The sequence below is a fragment of the Rhizobium sp. 21-4511-3d genome (assembly GCF_053522545.1).
The window spans coordinates 1-17,705 of the sequence record NZ_JBNWCF010000013.1 but is presented as its reverse complement, the minus strand read 5'-3'; the positions used below and the strand labels follow the sequence as shown (position 1 = coordinate 17,705).

Here is a 17,705-nt window from a genome sequence, read left to right as displayed (position 1 = left end):
CGGTGCCTCCATCTTAACGGTCCGTTAGCTAAGGATTTCTAAAATTCGCCTACCCTCGCTGCACTCTGCCGGCGGGTGACGAGAGCGCTGATGAGCCAATTCGACAGGAACAGGGTAAGCCGCTTGCCGGGCTGGCGAAGCTACGAGCCTGCGCAGACTGCGCCTGAGGCCGCGCGCCCGCGTTCCCCCGTCCTGCGCCCGTCCGACTTTGCCAAGGCATCGCCGCCGCCACCCGCTCCCGAACCGCAGATCCGCCACGAAGAGCCCGCTGCCCCACCGCCGCTGCCGCCCGTGACCGAGCCTGTTGCCGCAAGCCCTCGCGTCGAAGCCGCACCGGTTGCTGTCGTTGCCGCCGACGAGCCGCTGCTTGACGTGCGCTCGGCGATCTTCGCGATCTGGAACCGCAAGCTGATGATTGCCGGTCTGGCCGTCCTCGGCGCGGTTGCCGGTGCGGCGGTCCTGCCGATGCTGCCGCAGAAATTCACGGCGACGACGAGCCTCTATTTCGATCCGCGGCAGATCGGCCTGGCTGATCCGGCCGCCCAGCAATCGACGATCTCGCCGGAGATGATCTCCTCGATGATCGACAGCCAGGTGCAGATCCTGACCTCCGGCAACGTCCTGAAGCGTGTCGCCGATACGCTGAAACTCAATCAGGACCCGGATTTCAACGGCGGCCGCACCGATGACGCGGCCGTCATCACCGCGCTGCAGAAGTCGCTGACCATCGCCCGCCAGACCGGCACTTATGTCGTGTCGCTGACAGCCGTGACCCACGACCCCGAAAAATCCGCCAGACTGGCCAACCAGGTCGTCGCCTCCTTCATGCAGGAGGAAAGCAGCGCCTCGACCGGCCTCTACGAGAACACCACCGCAACGCTCGACACCCGCCTGACCGACCTGCGCAAGCAAGTGCAGGATGCCGAACAGGCGGTCGAGACCTTCCGCGCCGACAACGACATGTCGGAGACCGACGGCAAGCTGATCTCCGACCAGCGCCTCGCCTCTCTCAATACGCTGCTCGTGACGGCGCAGGACAAGACGATCCAGGCTAAGGCCCGCGCCGACGCTGCGCAAAACATGAGCTTCGAAGCCATCGTCGCCAGCGGCCCGAACGACAGCGGCGCTTCCTCCGTCAATTCGGCTCTCGCCAGCCTGCGCCAGCAATATGCGACGCAGGCGGCCATCGTCGGCAGCCTCGAAAGCCAGATGGGTGCCCGTCATCCGCGCCTCCAGGCCGCTCGCTCCTCGCTGCAGAGCATCCAGGACGAGATCAAGGGCGAACTGCAGCGCATGGTGACCTCGGCGAAGACCGAGTACGACCAGGCGAAGAAGGCGGAAGACGCCGTCTCCAAGGAACTGAATATCCAGAAGGCGCTGCAGGCGACAGCTTCCGACAAGCAGGTCGAGCTCAACGAGCTGCAGCGCAAGGCGACCGCCGTTCGCAACATCTACGAGACGCTGCTGAAGCGCTCCAGCCTGACGGCCGAAGAACAGAACCTGCCGCAGAGTAATATTCGCGTGATCTCGCAGGCGGAGCCGCCGGTAAAACCGGATGGTCCCGGCAAGAAGACGCTGATGATCGCGGGCCTGATCGGCGGGCTTTTCGGCGGTTTCGCGCTGGGTGCGGCACTTGCCATCATGGCCGCGCTCTTCGCCCATCCTGTCATCCGCGGATATTTCCGCCGCGCTTGATGCGGCCCCGTCTTCATCCTACATCAGAAGACAGGTTCCATGGCTCAATGCCGGGAGAAATGAACATGCGCATCCTGCCGTCGATCGTGATTGCCGCCTTCGCCTTTGCGGCCATTCTGCCGCTGCAGGCCTCGGCGACCGATTGGGCGCGCGCGGGCAAGGCCGATGTTCAGCCGCTCTATCCCTATACCGATCTTCCTGGCGTCAAGGCTCAGCCTGACAAGAAGGATGAAGAGCAATATGCCTGCCACACCGAGACCGGCCATGTCCGCCGCGACGGTGACTGGATCTTCCGTTCCGGCGGCATGCCGACGATCGTCTACGTCTGCGATCGCGATGGCCAGATCAGCCAGGGCACGCAGGTTCCCCTGCGTGGCCACTATCAGCCGGTGCGCTGATCAGGTGCTGCGTGCAAAATAACGCGCAATCAGATGATCGAGTGAAAGCCGCCCCGGCCCGCCGGCGATGATTACCAGAAAGCAGACAGCCCATGTCCCATGGGTGGGCCATGCATCCGGATAGACGAAAATCTCGATCACAAGCGTCATGCCGAGTAGCGCCAGCGCTGAAAGGCGGCTGGCGAAACCGATGACCAGCAAGAGCGGAAAGAAGTGCTCGGCAAAGGCCGCCAGATGCGCCGCCAGCCACGGATCGACGAAGGGCAGCTTGTACTCGGTCTGGAACAGATAGACGGCATTGTCGGTGACGTGCCAGCCATCCACCTTCGTCTGCCCCGACTGCCAGAACACGGCGGCGATCGAAAGCCGGGCGACCGTCGCGATCAGATCGTGCGGGATCATCCCGAAAGCCGTCATCAGGCTGTGGACCCGATAGGCAAGGCCGCGGCCCGATGGCGCGGCAAGCGTCATATCCTCATTCATGGTCATCTCCTGTCGAAAGGTCCGAGAAGGCGCCGGCTTGCAGCGCTCCGGCAAGATTGGCAGAAAGGTCGAAATCCGGCGCCGCGGCAAAGGCCGCGCCGGCGGCGACAGCAAGCGTCGCGCCGCTGAACAATGCTTCGAGAAATGCAGCACCTCCGGGCGGCAGCCGGTGTACTTCGACGATCATCTGCGGCCTGACGACGAGCGCATCTTCGCTGTGCCAGTCGTCGATCGGCGCAAAGGCCATCTCACCGGCATTCATCGCCCATATGGTCACCATTGGATGGACGGAGCGGAGGATCGATGCGGACGGGTGCGGCGTTAACACCAGCGACGCAAGCTGCCCTTCTTCGAGCAGCGCCAGACGATCGGCGGCGAGCGGCGCCGCATCTGCCGCGTGATAGGCACTGCCGCGCGCCGCTTCCAGCCGGATGACATCGGCGAGATAGGCGATTTCCCGTGCCGGCTCGAAAGCCTCGACGAAATCGGCAAAGCCGTCGCCATAGGAAAGCAGAAGCGGCGAGCGCGGTGGATGCAGACAGATGAATTCGTAGGCCATGCCGGCGAAGAACTCCTCGCCGACGATCTCCTCGGCAACCGGAAAGCGCGATGCGACGGCGCCGATCAGCCCCGAGATGACATTGTTGCGATAGACGCCGAAGCGCCGCAGCGGGCGTGCCGCATTCCAGGCAGCGATCCCCTCGGGAACCGGCAGCGCGCTATCCCGTAGCGCTGCCGCGAATTGCTCTTGTGTGATGGTAGCCATGACACGCCTCAGGCCGCCCGCAGCCGCGCGGCGCGATCGAGGATAGCTCCCGCGGCCTCGGCTTCGGAGCGCAGGACGGGCCATTCCGGCACGTCGTTGTCCCATTCGATCAGGCTGGCGATCGGCCCCGTCCGGGCAATCAGTTCTTCGTAGAGCGCCCATACCGGGTCCTTGACCGGCGTGTCGTGCGAATCGATCAGCAGTGGCGCACCTTCGTCATCCGTCGTTTCCGAATGGCCGCTGAGATGGATCTCGCGCACCCATTGCACCGGGAAGCGGGCGAGATAGTCGCGCGGGTTCATGTTGTGATTGGTGGAGGCGACGAAGACGTTGTTGACGTCGAGCAGCAGCCCGCATCCGGTCTGCCTGACGATCTCCGCCAGGAATTCGGTCTCTTCGAGCGTGCTTTCCTCGAACAGAACATAGGTTGCCGGGTTCTCAAGCAGCATCTGTCGCTTCAGCGTGCCCTGCACCTGGTCGATATGATCCGCAACGCGCGACAGCGTTTCGGATGTGTAGGGCAGGGGCAGGAGGTCGTTGAGGAATACCGTGTCATGCGTCGACCAGGCGAGATGCTCCGAAAAGCTCTCCGGCTCATAGCGGTCGCAGACGGTCTTCAGCCGCTGCAGATGATCCTGATCGAGCGGCTGCATCGAGCCGATCGACAGGCCGACGCCATGGATCGACAATGCATAGTCCTCGCGCAGCTTGCCGAGCTGCGCATGCGGCGGGCCGCCTGCGCCCATATAGTTCTCGGCATGCACTTCGAAGAAGCCGACCGGCTGGGGTGCTGTGATGATGCTGGCAAAATGTTCGGGCTTGAAACCGATGCCGGGACGGCGGGGCAATGCGGAGGGTTTCATCCTGTCTCTCCTGAAGTTGGGTTGGCGGCGCCGTCTCGGCGCCGCCTGCTGTCTGCAACCGGATCAGGCCGGAGCTGGGCCCTGCGTCAGCGAGCCGGTGCCATCGGGCGTCTTCATCGACGTGCAGGTTCCGGCCGGAACGAGCTTCCAGGCGTTCTTCTGGTAGTCGATCTTCGCCGTGCCGGCGCAGGTCGTGCCGGGGCCGGCAGCGCAATCGTTCTGTCCCTTGAGGGCGATGCCGTAGCACTTCTCCTTGGCGGCATCCTGAGCCGAAGCGGTCTGGACGCTGCCGATCAGCGTCAGCGCGGTGGCGACCGAGGCTGCAAAGACGGTGGCGGGGAGTTTGGTCATGGTCTTCTCCGGTGTCTCTTGGTTTCTGGGGGCGGTGGGGCCGATCAGGCCGGCGTCAGCATGCCATGGCCCTTCGGCGTCTTCATCGACGTGCAGGTGCCGGCCGGGACCAGCTTGAAGGACATCTTGTCGTAGCTGACAGTCGACTTGCCGGCGCAATCGTGCTTGCCGGCGGCGCAATCGTTCTGGCCCTTGAGGGCAACGCCGTAGCACTTCTCCTTGCTGTCGGCGGCCGAGGCAGCGGGGGCTGCGATGGTTGCGAGCGCCGAAGCGATGGAGCCTGCCAGTGCGAGCGTAACGATGCTGTTCTTCATTGTTTCATCTCCGTAGAATGGCGAGCCGTGATTGGCTTGCACTGAGGGCTACGGAGGCATGGCGGCTGTTGTTACACGGCTCCACGATTTTTTTACGGGACGCGCCCTTGCCGTTTACGCGATGGCAAGCGAAAAGCCTGAAAACAAAGGCGTGTGAGGCCTGTCTGAAATATTTCTGCCCGGGCGGTAACAAAAACGTGTGGCCCTCCGTAGAGGATTATGTCGGATGAAACATTCGGCGCGTGAAGAGGAATGGGCAGGCTGGATGCGCAGCGCCGTGGATGGCGATACGCAGGCCTATCATCGCTTCCTTTCCGCCGTCACGCCGCACCTGCGCGCCATGGCGCGCCGCCGCTGCGATCAGTTCGGCGCACCGGCGAGCGAAGCGGAAGATGTGGTGCAGGAAGTCCTGCTTGCGGTGCATCTGAAGCGCGGCACGTGGGATCCGGCACGCCCGATCGGCCCGTGGCTGTCGACGATCGTGCGCAACAAGCTGATCGACAGCCTGCGCCGCCGCGGCCGCCATATCGACGTGCCGATCGACGACGTGATGGCGACGCTTGAGGCGGAAGAGCAGGCGGGCAATCTCGACCGGCTCGATGCCGAACATATGCTGGAGCGGCTGAAAGACCCGCAACGCGATATCGTCCGCTCGATCTCGATCGAGGGGGCGGGCATCCGCGAGACGGCCGAGAGGCTGAAGATGACAGAGGGTGCGGTGCGTGTTTCCCTGCACCGGGCGCTGAAGGCGCTGGCGGCCCTATACCGGAGTGAGACGCGTGAAGACCGATGACCTGATCAGCATGCTTGCCGCCGATGCGCCGGTGCGATCCCGCCTCGGTCCGCTGCTCAGCCGCGCGCTCGTGGCGGGCGTCGTCGTCTCGGCGGTTCTGCTGCTCTCCACCATCGGCATCCGCCGCGACATGGGAACGGCGATCGAAACCGCCCGCGTGCTCTTCAAGATCGTCACCACGCTGACGCTCGCCGTTACCGCCTGCGGCCTCGTCTTCCGGATCGGCCGCCCCGGCGTTCCCTTGAAGCTTGCGTCCCTGGCTCTGCTGCTGCCGCTGGCACTGGTGATCGCCGGCGTCGCAACGGAACTGACGGCCATTCCGGAAGACGCCTGGCGCGCAGCGCTGCTCGGCCGCAACGCCGCCTTCTGCGTCTTCTTCATCCCGGTATTGTCACTGGCCCCGCTCGCAGGCTTTCTCTGGGCGCTGAAGAATGCTGCGCCTGAGAACCCCACCCTCGGCGGTGCCGTCGCAGGTCTCGCCTCGGCCGGCCTTGCCGCAGCGCTCTACGCTTGGCATTGCCCCGACGACAGCCCGCTTTTCCTGGCGACCTGGTACACGACCGCCACCGCCGTCGTAACGGCACTCGGTGCTATCATCGGATCACGATATCTGCGGTGGTGAGGAGGAGAAAACAGCAGACTGAAAAAGCCGTTGGTATCGGCTTAAGCTGCTAATTTTCAATGGGAATGGTGCCCAGAAGAGGACTGCGCATTTTTCCCTTCTCTGGCTTGATTTTATTACATAATATTTGCCCGATGAAAACGGTTGTTACAAGGGTTTGTTGCAGCTTTCGTTCTTGTGATGCAGATGGAAAAGGTCCAACTGCCCAGCTTGCCAGTTGGTGTAGAGCGAAATCGTCTGCCGCATAGCGAAGAGCCATCCGCGGCGCGCTCGTGCCACGTAATGTCGCTGCCCTTTATGCGGGAATTTCTTTGTCGCGCCCACTCGACTATAGCGGGATAAAGCAGTACGCATAACAGCGCGTTTTAACGGATCACCAATGCTGCAATATCACGACGATCTCCCCCTTAGCTGCCCGCCGTGCGATGCAGAGGAACTTGATGCCGATCTCTACAAGGCCATTGATGGCCGCCAACCTACCTTGAGAGATTTCCAATCGTTCGCTGAACGGGGTAGGGATGGCACCGACAAAAGTGCTTGCGAGAGTTGGGGCTTGTCAGTTTGGCCGCATATGAAAGCAGTGGAGCATGCGCTCAAGGCATATAAATTCTTTCGAAAGAAGCGCATTATCAAATTCACTATCACGAGCAATGACGGCTGTCTGAAAAGTACCCCAAGCAAACCACAGCCCGAACATCACACATTTTGGAAAAGTCATGGGTCCAATCTGCTTAATACGTGCGAGATTGTTATCGATCCGAGTAACCAATGATGGCGGCTGATACGCTCTACAAGATAAATATTGTCAAGACACTTTACCAATTCGATGAGCCAATACTCTTCGTTGCCAAAATAGGGCTGTTTAGCAGCCTTTTCTTGAAAACCGACGAAACCGATGACGGACATGAGTTTATTTCCTGTTACATCGACGACAGAAACATTGAGGGTCTCATAGACGGACGGCTATCCATCCGAGGCGCATTCGAAGCGCAGATTGACAACTACGTCGTTTATGCGAACGGCAAATATGATGTTACGAGAGAGTTCAAGGCGTCGCCTACAGAGTTGGCGGATCGGTTACCCGAACGCAATGTTGGCGTCTTTGAACACCTAGGCGAGTGCCCTGACGTTCTCCAAGAAAAGGACGCGTTCCTTTCTATCTATTTTCGAGGCGAACAGCTGAATAGGGATCATATTCCTTACTCCACGTTGATGAAGCTACTCGGAAGCGTCCAAGGTTTCGCACGGAACGTGGTTATGCCTCCGTCACTACGCGGCATGAAAACGTCGACGTTTGATTTCCTTGTAGGCGACCCTGCACTCGGAAGCTTGATGGTCTCTATCAAAGAACCGACGTTTAATCTCAATCGCCTTCGTCAAGCCCAAAACAATCGCGACCTGACACGCGATGAACTTAGGATCGGCGCCAATAATCATAAAAATGAATTTTTCGCCGAAGTAGCTGAGTTAGTTGAATCACCTGAACGAGCGCGTATTGAAAGTGATGACGATGAAGAGAGCATCTATGAGAACATAAAGCACCTGCTGCCTTCGGATGAAACTCCCTATTCGAATGTAACGTTCTCTACACAAAATGGAGACAAGTTGCAGCGCATATCAATCAGTCGCGAGCGAGCAGACATCGTCAGGGCTTCTTACGAAAACTCGAACCATGTCAGTGCGGATCGTTGGGGAGCGATAATTGAAATCAATGCGCCTAGTGCGACTATTCTGATCAGGGTCCCTGCAGGTGCTGTCACTACATGCAGCTTCACTCGCGAGGCATTTGCCGCTCTAAGAGCTAATCCGGCTTTCAAGATCGGAGGACGAATTGCTCTAGCGGGCGAGCTTTATGAGCGACCGAGACGAGATTTCCTGAGTGTCAAAAGCGTCATAAGTCTCGAACCCGGCGCAGGTACCGTATAACGGACAACCATCTGCGTGAATATGGTGGCAAGCTTGCCTTCGTTGTTACACGGCGGCGTCGGCCAATCATGTGGTGAGGATAGTAGGGTTGGAACCAAGCACGCAAGTAATCACTCTTCCTGTTGCCGTACTGAAAAGGGGCTTCTGGCTCTATGTTTGGCGTGTGGAGACTCCTAAGGGCGAGTTTCTGTATGTCGGGCGCACAGGCGACAATTCCAGCCCCTACGCAACTGCTCCGTTCACTCGAATGGGCCAACACTTAGGTTTTTCCTCCAATCAGAACGCGTTACGGAAACATCTAAAGGCTAGAGACTTAGAGGCCGAGGATTGTGCTAACTTTCAGCTAATTTCACATGGACCTCTTTTTGATGAGGTGATGGGTGAAAGCGGTGCTGATCGAACGGCCCTGATGGCTTTGCATGTGCCAATTCGAAATATGGTTGGTGCGCTTGAGAAAGTGCTTGCGGAAGAACTCAAGGCCGCCGGGTACGAGGTGCTGAATACCGTAAAGTGGAAGCATGCCCACGATATCGACGCCTGGAACGAAGTAAAGAAAGCATTCTCCGTTTACTTCCCACGCCTGGCGTTGGTGAGTGGATAGTGTCCATGCCATCCTGACATGCTCAATACCGTGAGCACCCGAGCCGGAGAAATACAGGGGCAAGCATTGGACAGGGTTGGTTACGGATCGACAGCGATTTAGCCCCGGATGCCTCTCCGTTAGGTGCGATGGGTCTCTACCAGGAACGTCGCCACTGCTCCCGCAATGTTCACTGCGAGGCTTGCATGGCGAGGCGATGGTCGAACAGGTAGCTTGCCGCCTCGCCCGTGTGCATCCGAAAGCCTGTTCCTCAAAGTCCCGATCCCGTTAACCAAATTCATTGCCCCGCCGAGGATTGCCTTGATTGGCTCTTCCGAGTGCTGGCTTGGAGCAAGGTTGAGAGCTTTCGCGGTCGTCGCGTACAGTTTTGGAAGGTCCTCCGTGTCATTGTAGGGCACAGCTCTTTCGTCCAAAATACGCTTGCAGACCGTCTCCAATAGTGTCCTGGCAATTGTTATGGCGCCTTCGGGGTCTGAGGTCCGCCGTGACAGGGCCTTATTCCAGACCACGTGGACACCTTCTGCATCGAAGGTCTCCAACGCATCGGACATCTCCGCATCACCGGGTGCATTCTTCCTTCCCTCCAGGTGATCCATCAGAGGCGTGAAAGCCTCGCTAATTATCTTTCGACGCTCTGCGTAGGTGCTAGCCGCAAACTTTATCCACCCCCAGAAAGCTGACAAATTGCGATACGACCGCACAAAGGTAGGCAGCAATGCCTTCAGGTCGTCACGCTGTATGAAGTCCCGCCGCAGAAACTCATAGGCCGCGGCATCACTGGACCCTCCAGTGGCGGCATCCACCAGAATGCCCTCCAACATTGTTGCTCGCTCTAGGACGTCGTCAGGCAAATCCGCTTCGTCAAACATTCAGTTTTACACCCTCCAGTATTTAGCCCGCGTTGACGGCAAGTGGACAATAAATAAACGGCTGACGCGCTAAGCCATTCCTGCATCGGCTTCCGGAGGCTGCTCTGAGATAGCGGACCATTCGGCAGCGCTGAGTTCGCGGAAAGCGGGCAGCCCGTTCACCGGCCGGCTAAAGCTTCCACTCTGTTGGCCACTACGCGTGTAAAATACAAAGCCTGTTTCAAATTTGGAGTCAAAGATATCCGCATAGACAACGCGACCAACTATAACCAAGCACTCTCTTGGAGCGAACCCTCCTCTCAGGACAAACTCCTCCAACAGTTCTTCACCACGCGTCGGCTGGACGTTCACGGTAAGCTCGGAACTTCCGCCTAGCGCTGGCCACGCTTTCATCTCATAATTTCCCAAGACTGCGCTTCGTGAGATTTCCCCATATGGCACTCTCTTGATGTCTGCCCCCACCGCAAAGAACTTTGCTGGCGTGGCACCGGTGTTTTTGCAGTGCAGGATAGGCCTCCCGCCGGAGCCCAGGGTGACCTTGTCAACATGCACATACGCGCGAATGCTGGCCTGATCCCGTTCCCGAGTTGCCTTCTCGGCGTCGCGGCTTTGGCTGAGCGCGCGTTCGGCTTGTCTTAGTGACCACCAGAGAGCTAGTAGGGTCAGTGCTCCTATCGCTCCCGATGCCGCCGCGGTGCCAACGGCCCAGGCAGTATACTTCACCATATCCTGCTGTGCCTGGAGGTCAGCTTCGGACCGCTGTTCTGCACGTACTTCTGTCAAAGTTGCATCGCTTGGGCTGTATTGAACCGCCGCGACCGATTTAACACTCAAGAAGAAAACCAATAAGAGAAGCCACCGCATAAAATACCTATCGTGTTTTTGCATGGTCCGTTTATCGCCACGCAGAGTGCAATCGTCCCGTGAAGCCCGGATGTCGCTGCAGAGCGCTGAAGGGAATTAGGGGTCACTTATGCGAGACGTGATCACGTAGTAGCGGCTGCATTCTTTCCCCCCCGTGCCCATCCACTGGGATCAAATGCCAACACAAAGCGCCCTCCCTACGGGCTCGGCCGTACGCTCTTTTCCGCTCCGTCCAGTAAACCGCCGGGCACCTAGTACAAAGGGGTCGAAGCGAAGCCGCCTAAAGCGGGTCTTCCGCCGAAGGCATAATCATCAAAATAGTCCGATGTCCTTACGCAATCGTGCCGCAAGTGCCCTTGCCTCGCCTCCAAGATCTTTCACTGCAGTCACGTGTGACCATCTATCGCCCTCGAAATGTGAGGTGAAACTCGCGGTTGACTGAGCTTGTCTTACCTTGTTGGCAAAAGAGAAGAGCTCATTCAACAATTCGGCCTCCACCAAACGCCAATCGCAATCTGCCGGAAACTCAGGTGGGGCTGGAATTGAAATTGAGCCCACAGATCGATATTGTTTGTAATTAGCCTCCATGCTTTCCTCTAGGTCCCTACACACTATGGCAAACCCGTCGAGGGCTGCAGCGGTTGCGACACTAAGATAGCTCAGCTCTCTTGCATTGCGGCGGCTTCCTTTGGCCCATTCGATGATTTCTCGTGCCGCGGCCGCGATCACTCCAGTTGCTATGACTGTCGTGATTATATCTTTAGAGGTCCATATCTGCGGGTCCAAGCTGCGCCTCCCTTTGGCTGGTTGAATGCTGACCTCTCGCACAGCGCGTCTCAATAGAGCAAGCCCTTGTGAGTCTTCCGCGAAGTCTACCAGATAGTCTCACATAGATATCGAATTGACTTTTGATACCGATAGTCTCATTAATTCTGCCCAATTGATCCTATTGAGACTCAAGGAGCTTCGATGACGACTGCGATAATTGGCTATGGCCGCACTTCGACGGCAGACCAGAAGGCTGGCCTTGAAGCTCAGCTTCGCGATTTACGGGCAGCAGGATGCATCAAGATCTTTACGGAGGAAGTCTCCTCGGTGGCGAACAGTCGGCCGGAATTGGAGCGTGCTCTGGATTATGTTCGTGAGGGTGACGTTCTGGTCGTCACCAAGCTTGACCGCCTTGCCCGCTCTGTGGCCGACCTCGTGGCGATCACGGCAAGGCTCCGAGAAAAAGGTGTTGAGCTGCGAATACTTGCCCTCAACCTGGATACATCGACGCCAACCGGGAAGCTCATGCTAAACCTCCTAGGGTCCATCGCTGAGTTCGAGCGTGAGCTGATGCTGGAGCGGCAGAAGGAAGGAATCGCTAAGGCAAAGGCAGACGGCAAATACACAGGCAGGGCGCCGACCGCTAGACGACAAGCCGACAAGGTGCTTGCCCTGAAGCGTGATGGCAAAACGCCCGCCCAAATACAAACAGAACTCGGTATAAGTCGGGCCAGCTACTTCCGGATAGTCAAAGACGCCTTAGGCTCGAACGCAGTCAGCACTAGCTAGCTGGTTTCGGCGGCCATCGGCCCATCTCGTTTTCAAGAAGAATTTGTCGGGCCTGGTCGATTGTCGGTGGAGCAAATTCAATGGCCATCACCTTCAATTCGGGCATTTCCGGGATTAGCCCGGGTCCAACGTCTACGAACACGCGGGCGCCGCAGCCTGGCAGCGTGCTTGAATAGGCGAGAATAGGGCAAACGTCGTTAGCCTGCTCAAAGTCGTGGGGACCGATGCCGGAAATGTTGAGTTTCCATGTATCGTGCGCGATGTTTTTGCGAAAGCCATCTATTTGCCAAGCGCTATGCGGAGCGTCACCCTTATCGGTCGGCGGAGCGAAAGTTACCTGGTCGATATCGACATAGAAATGGGGCGGCAATCCCTCGCCGTCTATAGATGCCGAAATAGAGTCCACGTCACCAGAAAGCTCTGGGTATATGCCGGGGTTGATCCTGCGGGCCGATGCTGCTGTGCGCCGAGCCGTTTCCACCAAGATGGGATAAACGTTCTCTGCCATCCTAGTAGCCATCTTGTCTGCAGCGGCCTTGAAGGTCTGCTCGTCGGTCACGCATTGCGACCTATCCTCCTGAAGCATCACCTCGAACTTAACGTAGTCCGCACAGGCGTGCTTGCGGGCTGTCAGCTCATCGTCCGAGCAGGAAGCCATAGCTAGTAGAGAAATGCCAACAAGAACTGAAGCTTTGGTGGGCCATTGCGCTCTCATTCGCCGCCTCCCTGCTGACCGGCCGGTGCAGGCTCCGGGATGGTCTTGAACGGTTGGTTGTCGTGTCCCCAAGGCAGACATTTGGGCCTGACGAGGCTGAAGCCATAGCAGAGCGATAGTTCGCCGGTGGTGGTGTCCATGCGAACGACTGTGTTGCTGTTTGAGCTGGCAGCCAGTTGATATCTACCCACTGACCCGAACCTCGTGGCGTTGAGCACGATGGCAAGTCCAACAAATGCTCCGAGGCCACTCAGGCCAATGATCGCAAAAGGGGAGAGGCTTTGCTTACCCGAAGGCGGGAGAGCGGTGTTCGCTGAGGTGGGCTTCGAGGCCCCTAGAGTTGGATTGTCTGTCATCTTTGACCTACCAAGGCACTGGCCTGGGGCGCCCCCGCAAGCATAGCCTCCATGACCCTTGTGATCGGGGGGTTAGAAAACAGAGCTTAGCCTGTCCCTGGGGCCTTTAGTTCGGTGAACCTGGACATACGCCCAAGGCCCCCCGACCTGGAGAAGGTCAAGGATCGGTCATCCCTTCCGGTGGGATGCCATACCGCTAAGCTCAGGCTTTCTAAGACCCGGAACGCCGCGTCTGCGCTCAAGCCACTTCTACCCTAGTTGGGCGTCAACGCAATGGGTTGGTCACATGATCCCTGGCCCTCGGGGGGGGGCACCAGGGCGTCTCCATCTTGCTCGATGACCTGCCACCGGAGATCCTAATGGGTACCCGTGAGGTGGGTGGTCCTGATGGGTACCCGTAGGTGGGTGGTCCTGATGGGTGCCTGTGAGGTGGGTGGTCCTAATGGGGGCCCTTGAGGTGGCGGTCTCGATAGGTGCCGGATAAGGGGCAGGCCTCGGTGTTGCCCTAACCTTCCCCTACACCTTGGCTGCCCCCTAGGGTTGAGTATGTGGTTTTGTGGGTGGGTAGGGGTGGCGTGGTGGGAAGGGTGGTATGGCGGGTGGTATGGAGGGGCTTCGGTAGGGGGTGGTCATCATAAGATACTGAAATGTAACAATAGATCAGATTGATGCTAGTCTTTAGATTTTAATTGCCAGAAACCCAGAGGTTCTGTTAAATGCAATCTTAGGTGTTTATCTGCAAACGAATGGAAAGAGAGAATGCTGAAGTATCCGGAGAAGCAACCCCACTTTTTGATTGCCGGTTCGTATCGGGGATGGATTTCGGCGAGCAAACAAGAAAACGGACGTTCCGCTGTCAGTGTCGAGCTAGAGGACAGAGAAGGATCGCAAGAGCCCTATCGTTTTGCGGCCTCGGGCGCAGATACTGACAGCACAGAGCAACGCGCGTATCTTCGGGGGCTTGTCGATCTTTGCGAAGCTGTCCCGCCGCACTCTGAGATCGAGGTATGCTGCGATTCAAACTACCCTGGATTCGTCATCAGATTGAGCGATGAATGGAAGCGGAAAGGTTGGAAGAATTCCGGCGGAAAAGTAGCGAACCCCGACATTATTGAGCAGTACCACAAGGTCCGGGATGAGCGTAACCTGAAGATAACTTCCAGGAACTCATCATCCAACGATAGGATTCGGTTGGATCGGCTTAAAGTGAGCGCCCATGCATTGGCTAAGCAATGATTGAGGCGTCTACTGTCGGTTTCGTAAAACGAAGATGCTCCATCCCTGGCTGCTGTCGCGATGTGGCGGACAATACCAGCTTCGGCTCCTCGTTTTATTGCCGATATCACACTCAACGGAAAGCTCGGCACGGTTCTCATTGGCACGGCACGTACAAGGCTTCCGAGTTGCAACCATACATTCGAAGCGCCGAACTCTGGCTCAAGGAGCACCGGGACGATCCGGTCTATCGAGGCGCGTATTGGGAGCTTGAACACTTCATGGCCGGTTCCGGACGCGTTACGCCTGCGACGAACTTGCGCGGCATACCGGCGGAATACCGGGCTCGGATTGCCTTCGCTCGCATACGGGCGGCGGAAATTCCCACGCGACGGCTAGTAGCCATCTATCTAGGGGTCGCAGCCCTCATTGAGGATGATTTCGGTAGCCACCGCACCCGTGAGTTCCGCATCGTTCAAGTAGCGAAGGCCATCCATAGGCTCGCGAGCGGCACTCATAGCAAGTGGGATGTTTGGGACCCCTTGACGGGTGGCACGCGACCAGCCGAGCTTCACGCCTATCCACGCTCTTCAGGACACGTCCTGAGGAAGATCGGAGAGGTGTTGGAGAAGGCTTGCGATGCGCTCGCCCGTGCAGCCATTCCCGAGATAATAGCAATGCGTACCGAGCGCTTCGGCCCCCATCCGTCGCATCCCGGCGCGCGCGTAGGGGTATAGATCAAAGTCCTCACCGCCGCCTGATCACCTAGCGGGGGTGGGGACGCACATGTTGGTCAACAAGATGCATACACACAAGGCGGATGAATAAATTTGAAGAGCGGTGCTCCCAACCAATTCGAGAAAGAGGACGTTCGTCATTTCGACCCATGGCTGGTGCCAGAAGGAGACGCGCTTGTCGAGTTTGCAGCCGATCTTTTCTCCTCACTGAAACCTCCACCGATCACCCCCGGAAGGAGACACCGGGCAGACGCGATGGCAAGGCGGAAGGCTTGTACCGAGACGTTGATAGCTAACCTCGCCATGGCAACCCTTGAGGCGGCTGGTAGTCGCGATCTCGTGGTTCCGCTCCGGAAATTAAAACGGAGCCGCTACGATCGCCACCCCATTACCCCTGATGGAGTTCGCTGGGCGGCAGATGAGTTAGCGGCATGTGGCCATGTCGAAGTCATCGAGGCCGTTTATAAGGAGCAGAGAACGAAGCTTATTCCCAGTTTGCAGTTCCTGTCGCACCTGAACGCGCATGGGATCAGACGAGTAGATGTTGGACGGGCAGCAGGAGGGGAGACGATAATTCTGCAGGCTGGTCCGGAGCATGAAAAGCTGTTGGTTGACTACCGAGACAGCACTGAGACCGTGCGGTTACATGCCGAAATGTCTGCAATAAATGAAGCCCTCGCCAAAGCTAACATCCAATTAAATGGGGAGGCCTCGGGACCAATCCATCTCACTCGGCGATTCGATGCCTCAAGCTCGACAGATGCGCCGAGCTTTAACCGGCATGGTCGAATCTATGGCGGCTTCTGGGAAAATCTCCCGCGCACTGAGCGCCACCTCTTAACAATTGGCGGTGAACCGGTTGCAGACCTAGATTTCTCGTCAATGTTTGTTCGCCTGGCATATATACGACAGGTAGCCGAGCCGCCTGAGGGTGACCTCTACGCCATTCCGGGACTGGAAGATCATAGGGACGGAGTAAAGCGGGTCTTGTCCTCACTATTCTTTCGCGAGACGAAGGCACGAAGGCTTCCGCAAGGTGCCACGTCGCTGCTCCCGGTGGGCTGGAGCATGTCGCGGTTCCGCAACGCAATTGTTGAAATCCATCCGGCGATTGCCCCTTTGCTCGACACAGAGATTGGTTTCGAGTTGATGGCGGCCGAAAGCAATCTACTCGTGGCCGTATTACTGCGTCTCATTTCGGAGGAGGTCGTCGCTCTTCCCATGCATGATGGGCTTATGGTGGCACAGAGCAAGAAGGGGCTCGCCTCGAAAGCGATGGAGGAGGTTAGCCTGGCGAAGCTTGGCTTCACCCTGCCGGTGACCGAGAAGGTGATCCCGCAGCCGACAGAGCGCATGACGAAGATGGCTTGAGTCGGCTGAATTGCCACTCGACGTCACCAAATAACTTGCCCCTATAGCCTCTGGGGGCGGGCCTTAGAGCAATAGGCATAATAGTTTCAGCTCCATCATCATCATGAGCTTAGAGGCCGCCTTCTGCCGCAGCCAAGGGCTAGATCCCCAAAGGAAATGATGAGCGGAGGGATACTCCTGCCGTTGATATTCCACAGAGCTTGCCTTCGAGTCTGCCCTCACAGACGTCCTGCGGTGAGGCCGTAATCGCCACTGGCAGAGAGCGCGTGAGGGCTGGCCTTAAGTCGGCATAAAGCAAGGCCCCAGGCTATGCTAACAGGCTGACTGCGCCTACTAGCTGCCGCTTGAAGCCTCAACCCCAGTGTGCCACCCTGCTGCCGAACACAACTCAACCATTAAGGCATCATGTCGATCGACCCTGGCTTTTCACTAGAAGAAATCCGCGAGATGTTAACCGCTGTTGGGCGAAGCCTCAGCAGACTTCAGGCCGTAGATGTTGGTGATAAGTTGATGCCGGTAACGTATGTGCCGGAGGCCGTGTCAGTCTACGAGGCGTTTGACGCGAGAGGCATTCTCCATGCGTTCGACCTCAACCCCTCAGTGGCGAACAAGTTTAAAAACCACGAGGCAAAGCTCAGGGCACGCGTCATGATCGCCGCGCTCAAATGGACACGCACCTACCTGCGGACCCTGGAAAATAAGCTAGGAGCCGAGTCATCACCATCTGGAAACGATAGCCTCGATCTTGCCGCTGACGCTAATCCTCCAGAGCCAATCCAGATTTGGACCGAGCAGTGGATCTATGTAAGGCGTGGATCACAGGCAAAGGAGATTATCGCGGATGTCTCAGAGTGGCTTGAAGAGGCAGTGCTGTTGGCGAAGGCCACGAATCTGAGCGAGGACCAGGCCGCATTGACGGACATCGAGCGCGCCCAATTGATTGCTATCTTGGAAACGACTCTTGCGGTCCTCAAGGGCCCGATGGTCGAGCCAGGGCTATTGAAGAAGACTGCTCGGATCGCCCAAGAAGTCGCCGAAAGGACGGCTAAAAAGAAAGTTGAAGAAGGTCTCGGTGCCGGGCTCGGATATGCTGGAAAAAAGCTGTTGGACCGTAAGCGGTGTTTTGACCCCACCTTCCGGATCAGCGCGTGATTGTTGATGTTGTTGCCGAACGAGGCTTCGACATATGACGATTACAGGGTTTACGCA

General features: G+C 57.9%; 21 protein-coding genes. 11 read left to right on the top strand and 10 right to left on the bottom strand.

Going from position 1 to position 17,705, the window contains the following annotated elements:
* Positions 1 to 90: 90 nt before the first annotated feature.
* Both ACQZ5H_RS24805 and ACQZ5H_RS24800 read left to right on the top strand, forming a co-directional pair.
* Complete coding sequence (locus ACQZ5H_RS24805; protein WP_449099229.1) at positions 91 to 1,695, top strand: GumC family protein; 1,605 nt, start codon at positions 91 to 93, stop codon at positions 1,693 to 1,695.
* A 65-nt stretch (positions 1,696 to 1,760) separates the two neighbouring features.
* On the top strand, positions 1,761 to 2,093 hold the full coding sequence (locus tag ACQZ5H_RS24800) for a hypothetical protein (RefSeq protein WP_199625949.1): 333 nt from the start codon (positions 1,761 to 1,763) through the stop codon (positions 2,091 to 2,093).
* Here the strand turns inward: ACQZ5H_RS24800 and ACQZ5H_RS24795 are convergent, their stop codons facing one another.
* From ACQZ5H_RS24795 to ACQZ5H_RS24775, 5 genes are all read right to left on the bottom strand, one after another.
* Positions 2,094 to 2,576, bottom strand: a complete 483-nt coding sequence (locus ACQZ5H_RS24795; RefSeq protein ID WP_449099228.1) for a DoxX family protein — start codon at positions 2,574 to 2,576, stop codon at positions 2,094 to 2,096.
* On the bottom strand, positions 2,569 to 3,342 hold the full coding sequence (locus tag ACQZ5H_RS24790; RefSeq protein WP_449099227.1) for an HvfC/BufC family peptide modification chaperone: 774 nt from the start codon (positions 3,340 to 3,342) through the stop codon (positions 2,569 to 2,571). Before ACQZ5H_RS24790 ends, ACQZ5H_RS24795 begins: the two co-directional genes overlap by 8 nt.
* Before the next feature lie 8 nt (positions 3,343 to 3,350).
* Positions 3,351 to 4,205 (bottom strand): MNIO family bufferin maturase, encoded by an 855-nt coding sequence (gene bufB / locus ACQZ5H_RS24785; protein WP_449099226.1) that lies wholly within the window; start codon positions 4,203 to 4,205, stop codon positions 3,351 to 3,353.
* 63 nt (positions 4,206 to 4,268) lie between these two features.
* Positions 4,269 to 4,556, bottom strand: a complete 288-nt coding sequence (locus ACQZ5H_RS24780) for a BufA1 family periplasmic bufferin-type metallophore (protein ID WP_130279316.1) — start codon at positions 4,554 to 4,556, stop codon at positions 4,269 to 4,271.
* A gap of 44 nt (positions 4,557 to 4,600) precedes the next feature.
* Complete coding sequence (locus ACQZ5H_RS24775; protein ID WP_449099225.1) at positions 4,601 to 4,870, bottom strand: BufA1 family periplasmic bufferin-type metallophore; 270 nt, start codon at positions 4,868 to 4,870, stop codon at positions 4,601 to 4,603.
* A gap of 226 nt (positions 4,871 to 5,096) precedes the next feature.
* On the opposite strand from ACQZ5H_RS24775, the gene ACQZ5H_RS24770 reads away from it, so the two are divergent.
* Positions 5,097 to 5,663, top strand: coding sequence for a sigma-70 family RNA polymerase sigma factor (locus tag ACQZ5H_RS24770; RefSeq protein ID WP_449099224.1), 567 nt, complete (start codon positions 5,097 to 5,099; stop codon positions 5,661 to 5,663).
* Positions 5,650 to 6,285, top strand: coding sequence for an NrsF family protein (locus ACQZ5H_RS24765; RefSeq protein ID WP_449099223.1), 636 nt, complete (start codon positions 5,650 to 5,652; stop codon positions 6,283 to 6,285). The genes ACQZ5H_RS24770 and ACQZ5H_RS24765 overlap by 14 nt, the downstream gene beginning before the upstream one ends.
* 49 nt (positions 6,286 to 6,334) lie before the next feature.
* Here ACQZ5H_RS24765 and ACQZ5H_RS24760 read toward each other — a convergent pair whose 3' ends face one another.
* On the bottom strand, positions 6,335 to 6,544 hold the full coding sequence (locus ACQZ5H_RS24760) for a hypothetical protein (protein WP_449099222.1): 210 nt from the start codon (positions 6,542 to 6,544) through the stop codon (positions 6,335 to 6,337).
* A 120-nt stretch (positions 6,545 to 6,664) separates the two neighbouring features.
* Between ACQZ5H_RS24760 and ACQZ5H_RS24755 the strand changes: the two genes are divergently transcribed.
* The 3 genes from ACQZ5H_RS24755 to ACQZ5H_RS24745 all read left to right on the top strand — a co-directional run bounded on the left by ACQZ5H_RS24755 (position 6,665) and on the right by ACQZ5H_RS24745 (position 8,812).
* Positions 6,665 to 7,057: a hypothetical protein gene (locus tag ACQZ5H_RS24755; RefSeq protein WP_449099221.1), complete on the top strand. Its 393-nt coding sequence runs from the start codon at positions 6,665 to 6,667 to the stop codon at positions 7,055 to 7,057.
* Complete coding sequence (locus ACQZ5H_RS24750) at positions 7,054 to 8,211, top strand: hypothetical protein (protein WP_449099220.1); 1,158 nt, start codon at positions 7,054 to 7,056, stop codon at positions 8,209 to 8,211. The genes ACQZ5H_RS24755 and ACQZ5H_RS24750 overlap by 4 nt, the downstream gene beginning before the upstream one ends.
* Positions 8,212 to 8,299: 88 nt before the next feature.
* A complete protein-coding gene (locus ACQZ5H_RS24745) occupies positions 8,300 to 8,812 on the top strand; it encodes a hypothetical protein (RefSeq protein ID WP_449099219.1) in 513 nt (170 codons plus the stop codon).
* A gap of 119 nt (positions 8,813 to 8,931) precedes the next feature.
* On the opposite strand, the gene ACQZ5H_RS24740 is transcribed toward ACQZ5H_RS24745, so the two are convergent.
* The 3 genes from ACQZ5H_RS24740 to ACQZ5H_RS24730 form a co-directional block, all read right to left on the bottom strand.
* Entirely contained in the window at positions 8,932 to 9,681 is a 750-nt protein-coding gene (locus tag ACQZ5H_RS24740) for an abortive infection family protein (RefSeq protein WP_449099218.1), read from the bottom strand.
* A gap of 69 nt (positions 9,682 to 9,750) precedes the next feature.
* Complete coding sequence (locus tag ACQZ5H_RS24735) at positions 9,751 to 10,569, bottom strand: hypothetical protein (RefSeq protein ID WP_449099217.1); 819 nt, start codon at positions 10,567 to 10,569, stop codon at positions 9,751 to 9,753.
* 288 nt (positions 10,570 to 10,857) lie between these two features.
* Entirely contained in the window at positions 10,858 to 11,331 is a 474-nt protein-coding gene (locus ACQZ5H_RS24730; RefSeq protein WP_449099216.1) for a hypothetical protein, read from the bottom strand.
* A 183-nt stretch (positions 11,332 to 11,514) separates the two neighbouring features.
* Between ACQZ5H_RS24730 and ACQZ5H_RS24725 the strand changes: the two genes are divergently transcribed.
* Entirely contained in the window at positions 11,515 to 12,102 is a 588-nt protein-coding gene (locus ACQZ5H_RS24725) for a recombinase family protein (RefSeq protein ID WP_449099215.1), read from the top strand.
* On the opposite strand, the gene ACQZ5H_RS24720 is transcribed toward ACQZ5H_RS24725, so the two are convergent.
* Complete coding sequence (locus ACQZ5H_RS24720) at positions 12,095 to 12,817, bottom strand: hypothetical protein (RefSeq protein WP_449099214.1); 723 nt, start codon at positions 12,815 to 12,817, stop codon at positions 12,095 to 12,097. The two genes, ACQZ5H_RS24725 and ACQZ5H_RS24720, sit on opposite strands and share 8 nt — an antisense overlap.
* A gap of 1,115 nt (positions 12,818 to 13,932) precedes the next feature.
* On the opposite strand from ACQZ5H_RS24720, the gene ACQZ5H_RS24715 reads away from it, so the two are divergent.
* The 3 genes from ACQZ5H_RS24715 to ACQZ5H_RS24705 all read left to right on the top strand — a co-directional run bounded on the left by ACQZ5H_RS24715 (position 13,933) and on the right by ACQZ5H_RS24705 (position 17,648).
* Entirely contained in the window at positions 13,933 to 14,409 is a 477-nt protein-coding gene (locus tag ACQZ5H_RS24715; RefSeq protein ID WP_449099213.1) for a hypothetical protein, read from the top strand.
* Positions 14,410 to 15,218: 809 nt separating this feature from the next.
* Positions 15,219 to 16,496, top strand: a complete 1,278-nt coding sequence (locus ACQZ5H_RS24710) for a hypothetical protein (protein WP_449099212.1) — start codon at positions 15,219 to 15,221, stop codon at positions 16,494 to 16,496.
* A 405-nt stretch (positions 16,497 to 16,901) separates the two neighbouring features.
* A complete protein-coding gene (locus ACQZ5H_RS24705; protein ID WP_449099211.1) occupies positions 16,902 to 17,648 on the top strand; it encodes a hypothetical protein in 747 nt (248 codons plus the stop codon).
* Positions 17,649 to 17,705: the final 57 nt, after the last annotated feature.

Coding starts and splice junctions, on each gene's coding strand:
- ACQZ5H_RS24805 (WP_449099229.1), top strand. CDS start 91: ATGAGCCAATTCGACAGGAACAGGGTAAGCCGCTTGCCGGGCTGGCGA.
- ACQZ5H_RS24800 (WP_199625949.1), top strand. CDS start 1,761: ATGCGCATCCTGCCGTCGATCGTGATTGCCGCCTTCGCCTTTGCGGCC.
- ACQZ5H_RS24795 (WP_449099228.1), bottom strand. CDS start 2,576: ATGAATGAGGATATGACGCTTGCCGCGCCATCGGGCCGCGGCCTTGCC.
- ACQZ5H_RS24790 (WP_449099227.1), bottom strand. CDS start 3,342: ATGGCTACCATCACACAAGAGCAATTCGCGGCAGCGCTACGGGATAGC.
- bufB (WP_449099226.1), bottom strand. CDS start 4,205: ATGAAACCCTCCGCATTGCCCCGCCGTCCCGGCATCGGTTTCAAGCCC.
- ACQZ5H_RS24780 (WP_130279316.1), bottom strand. CDS start 4,556: ATGACCAAACTCCCCGCCACCGTCTTTGCAGCCTCGGTCGCCACCGCG.
- ACQZ5H_RS24775 (WP_449099225.1), bottom strand. CDS start 4,870: ATGAAGAACAGCATCGTTACGCTCGCACTGGCAGGCTCCATCGCTTCG.
- ACQZ5H_RS24770 (WP_449099224.1), top strand. CDS start 5,097: ATGAAACATTCGGCGCGTGAAGAGGAATGGGCAGGCTGGATGCGCAGC.
- ACQZ5H_RS24760 (WP_449099222.1), bottom strand. CDS start 6,544: ATGGCTCTTCGCTATGCGGCAGACGATTTCGCTCTACACCAACTGGCA.
- ACQZ5H_RS24755 (WP_449099221.1), top strand. CDS start 6,665: ATGCTGCAATATCACGACGATCTCCCCCTTAGCTGCCCGCCGTGCGAT.
- ACQZ5H_RS24750 (WP_449099220.1), top strand. CDS start 7,054: ATGATGGCGGCTGATACGCTCTACAAGATAAATATTGTCAAGACACTT.
- ACQZ5H_RS24740 (WP_449099218.1), bottom strand. CDS start 9,681: ATGTTTGACGAAGCGGATTTGCCTGACGACGTCCTAGAGCGAGCAACA.
- ACQZ5H_RS24735 (WP_449099217.1), bottom strand. CDS start 10,569: ATGCAAAAACACGATAGGTATTTTATGCGGTGGCTTCTCTTATTGGTT.
- ACQZ5H_RS24725 (WP_449099215.1), top strand. CDS start 11,515: ATGACGACTGCGATAATTGGCTATGGCCGCACTTCGACGGCAGACCAG.
- ACQZ5H_RS24720 (WP_449099214.1), bottom strand. CDS start 12,817: ATGAGAGCGCAATGGCCCACCAAAGCTTCAGTTCTTGTTGGCATTTCT.
- ACQZ5H_RS24715 (WP_449099213.1), top strand. CDS start 13,933: ATGCTGAAGTATCCGGAGAAGCAACCCCACTTTTTGATTGCCGGTTCG.
- ACQZ5H_RS24705 (WP_449099211.1), top strand. CDS start 16,902: ATGTCGATCGACCCTGGCTTTTCACTAGAAGAAATCCGCGAGATGTTA.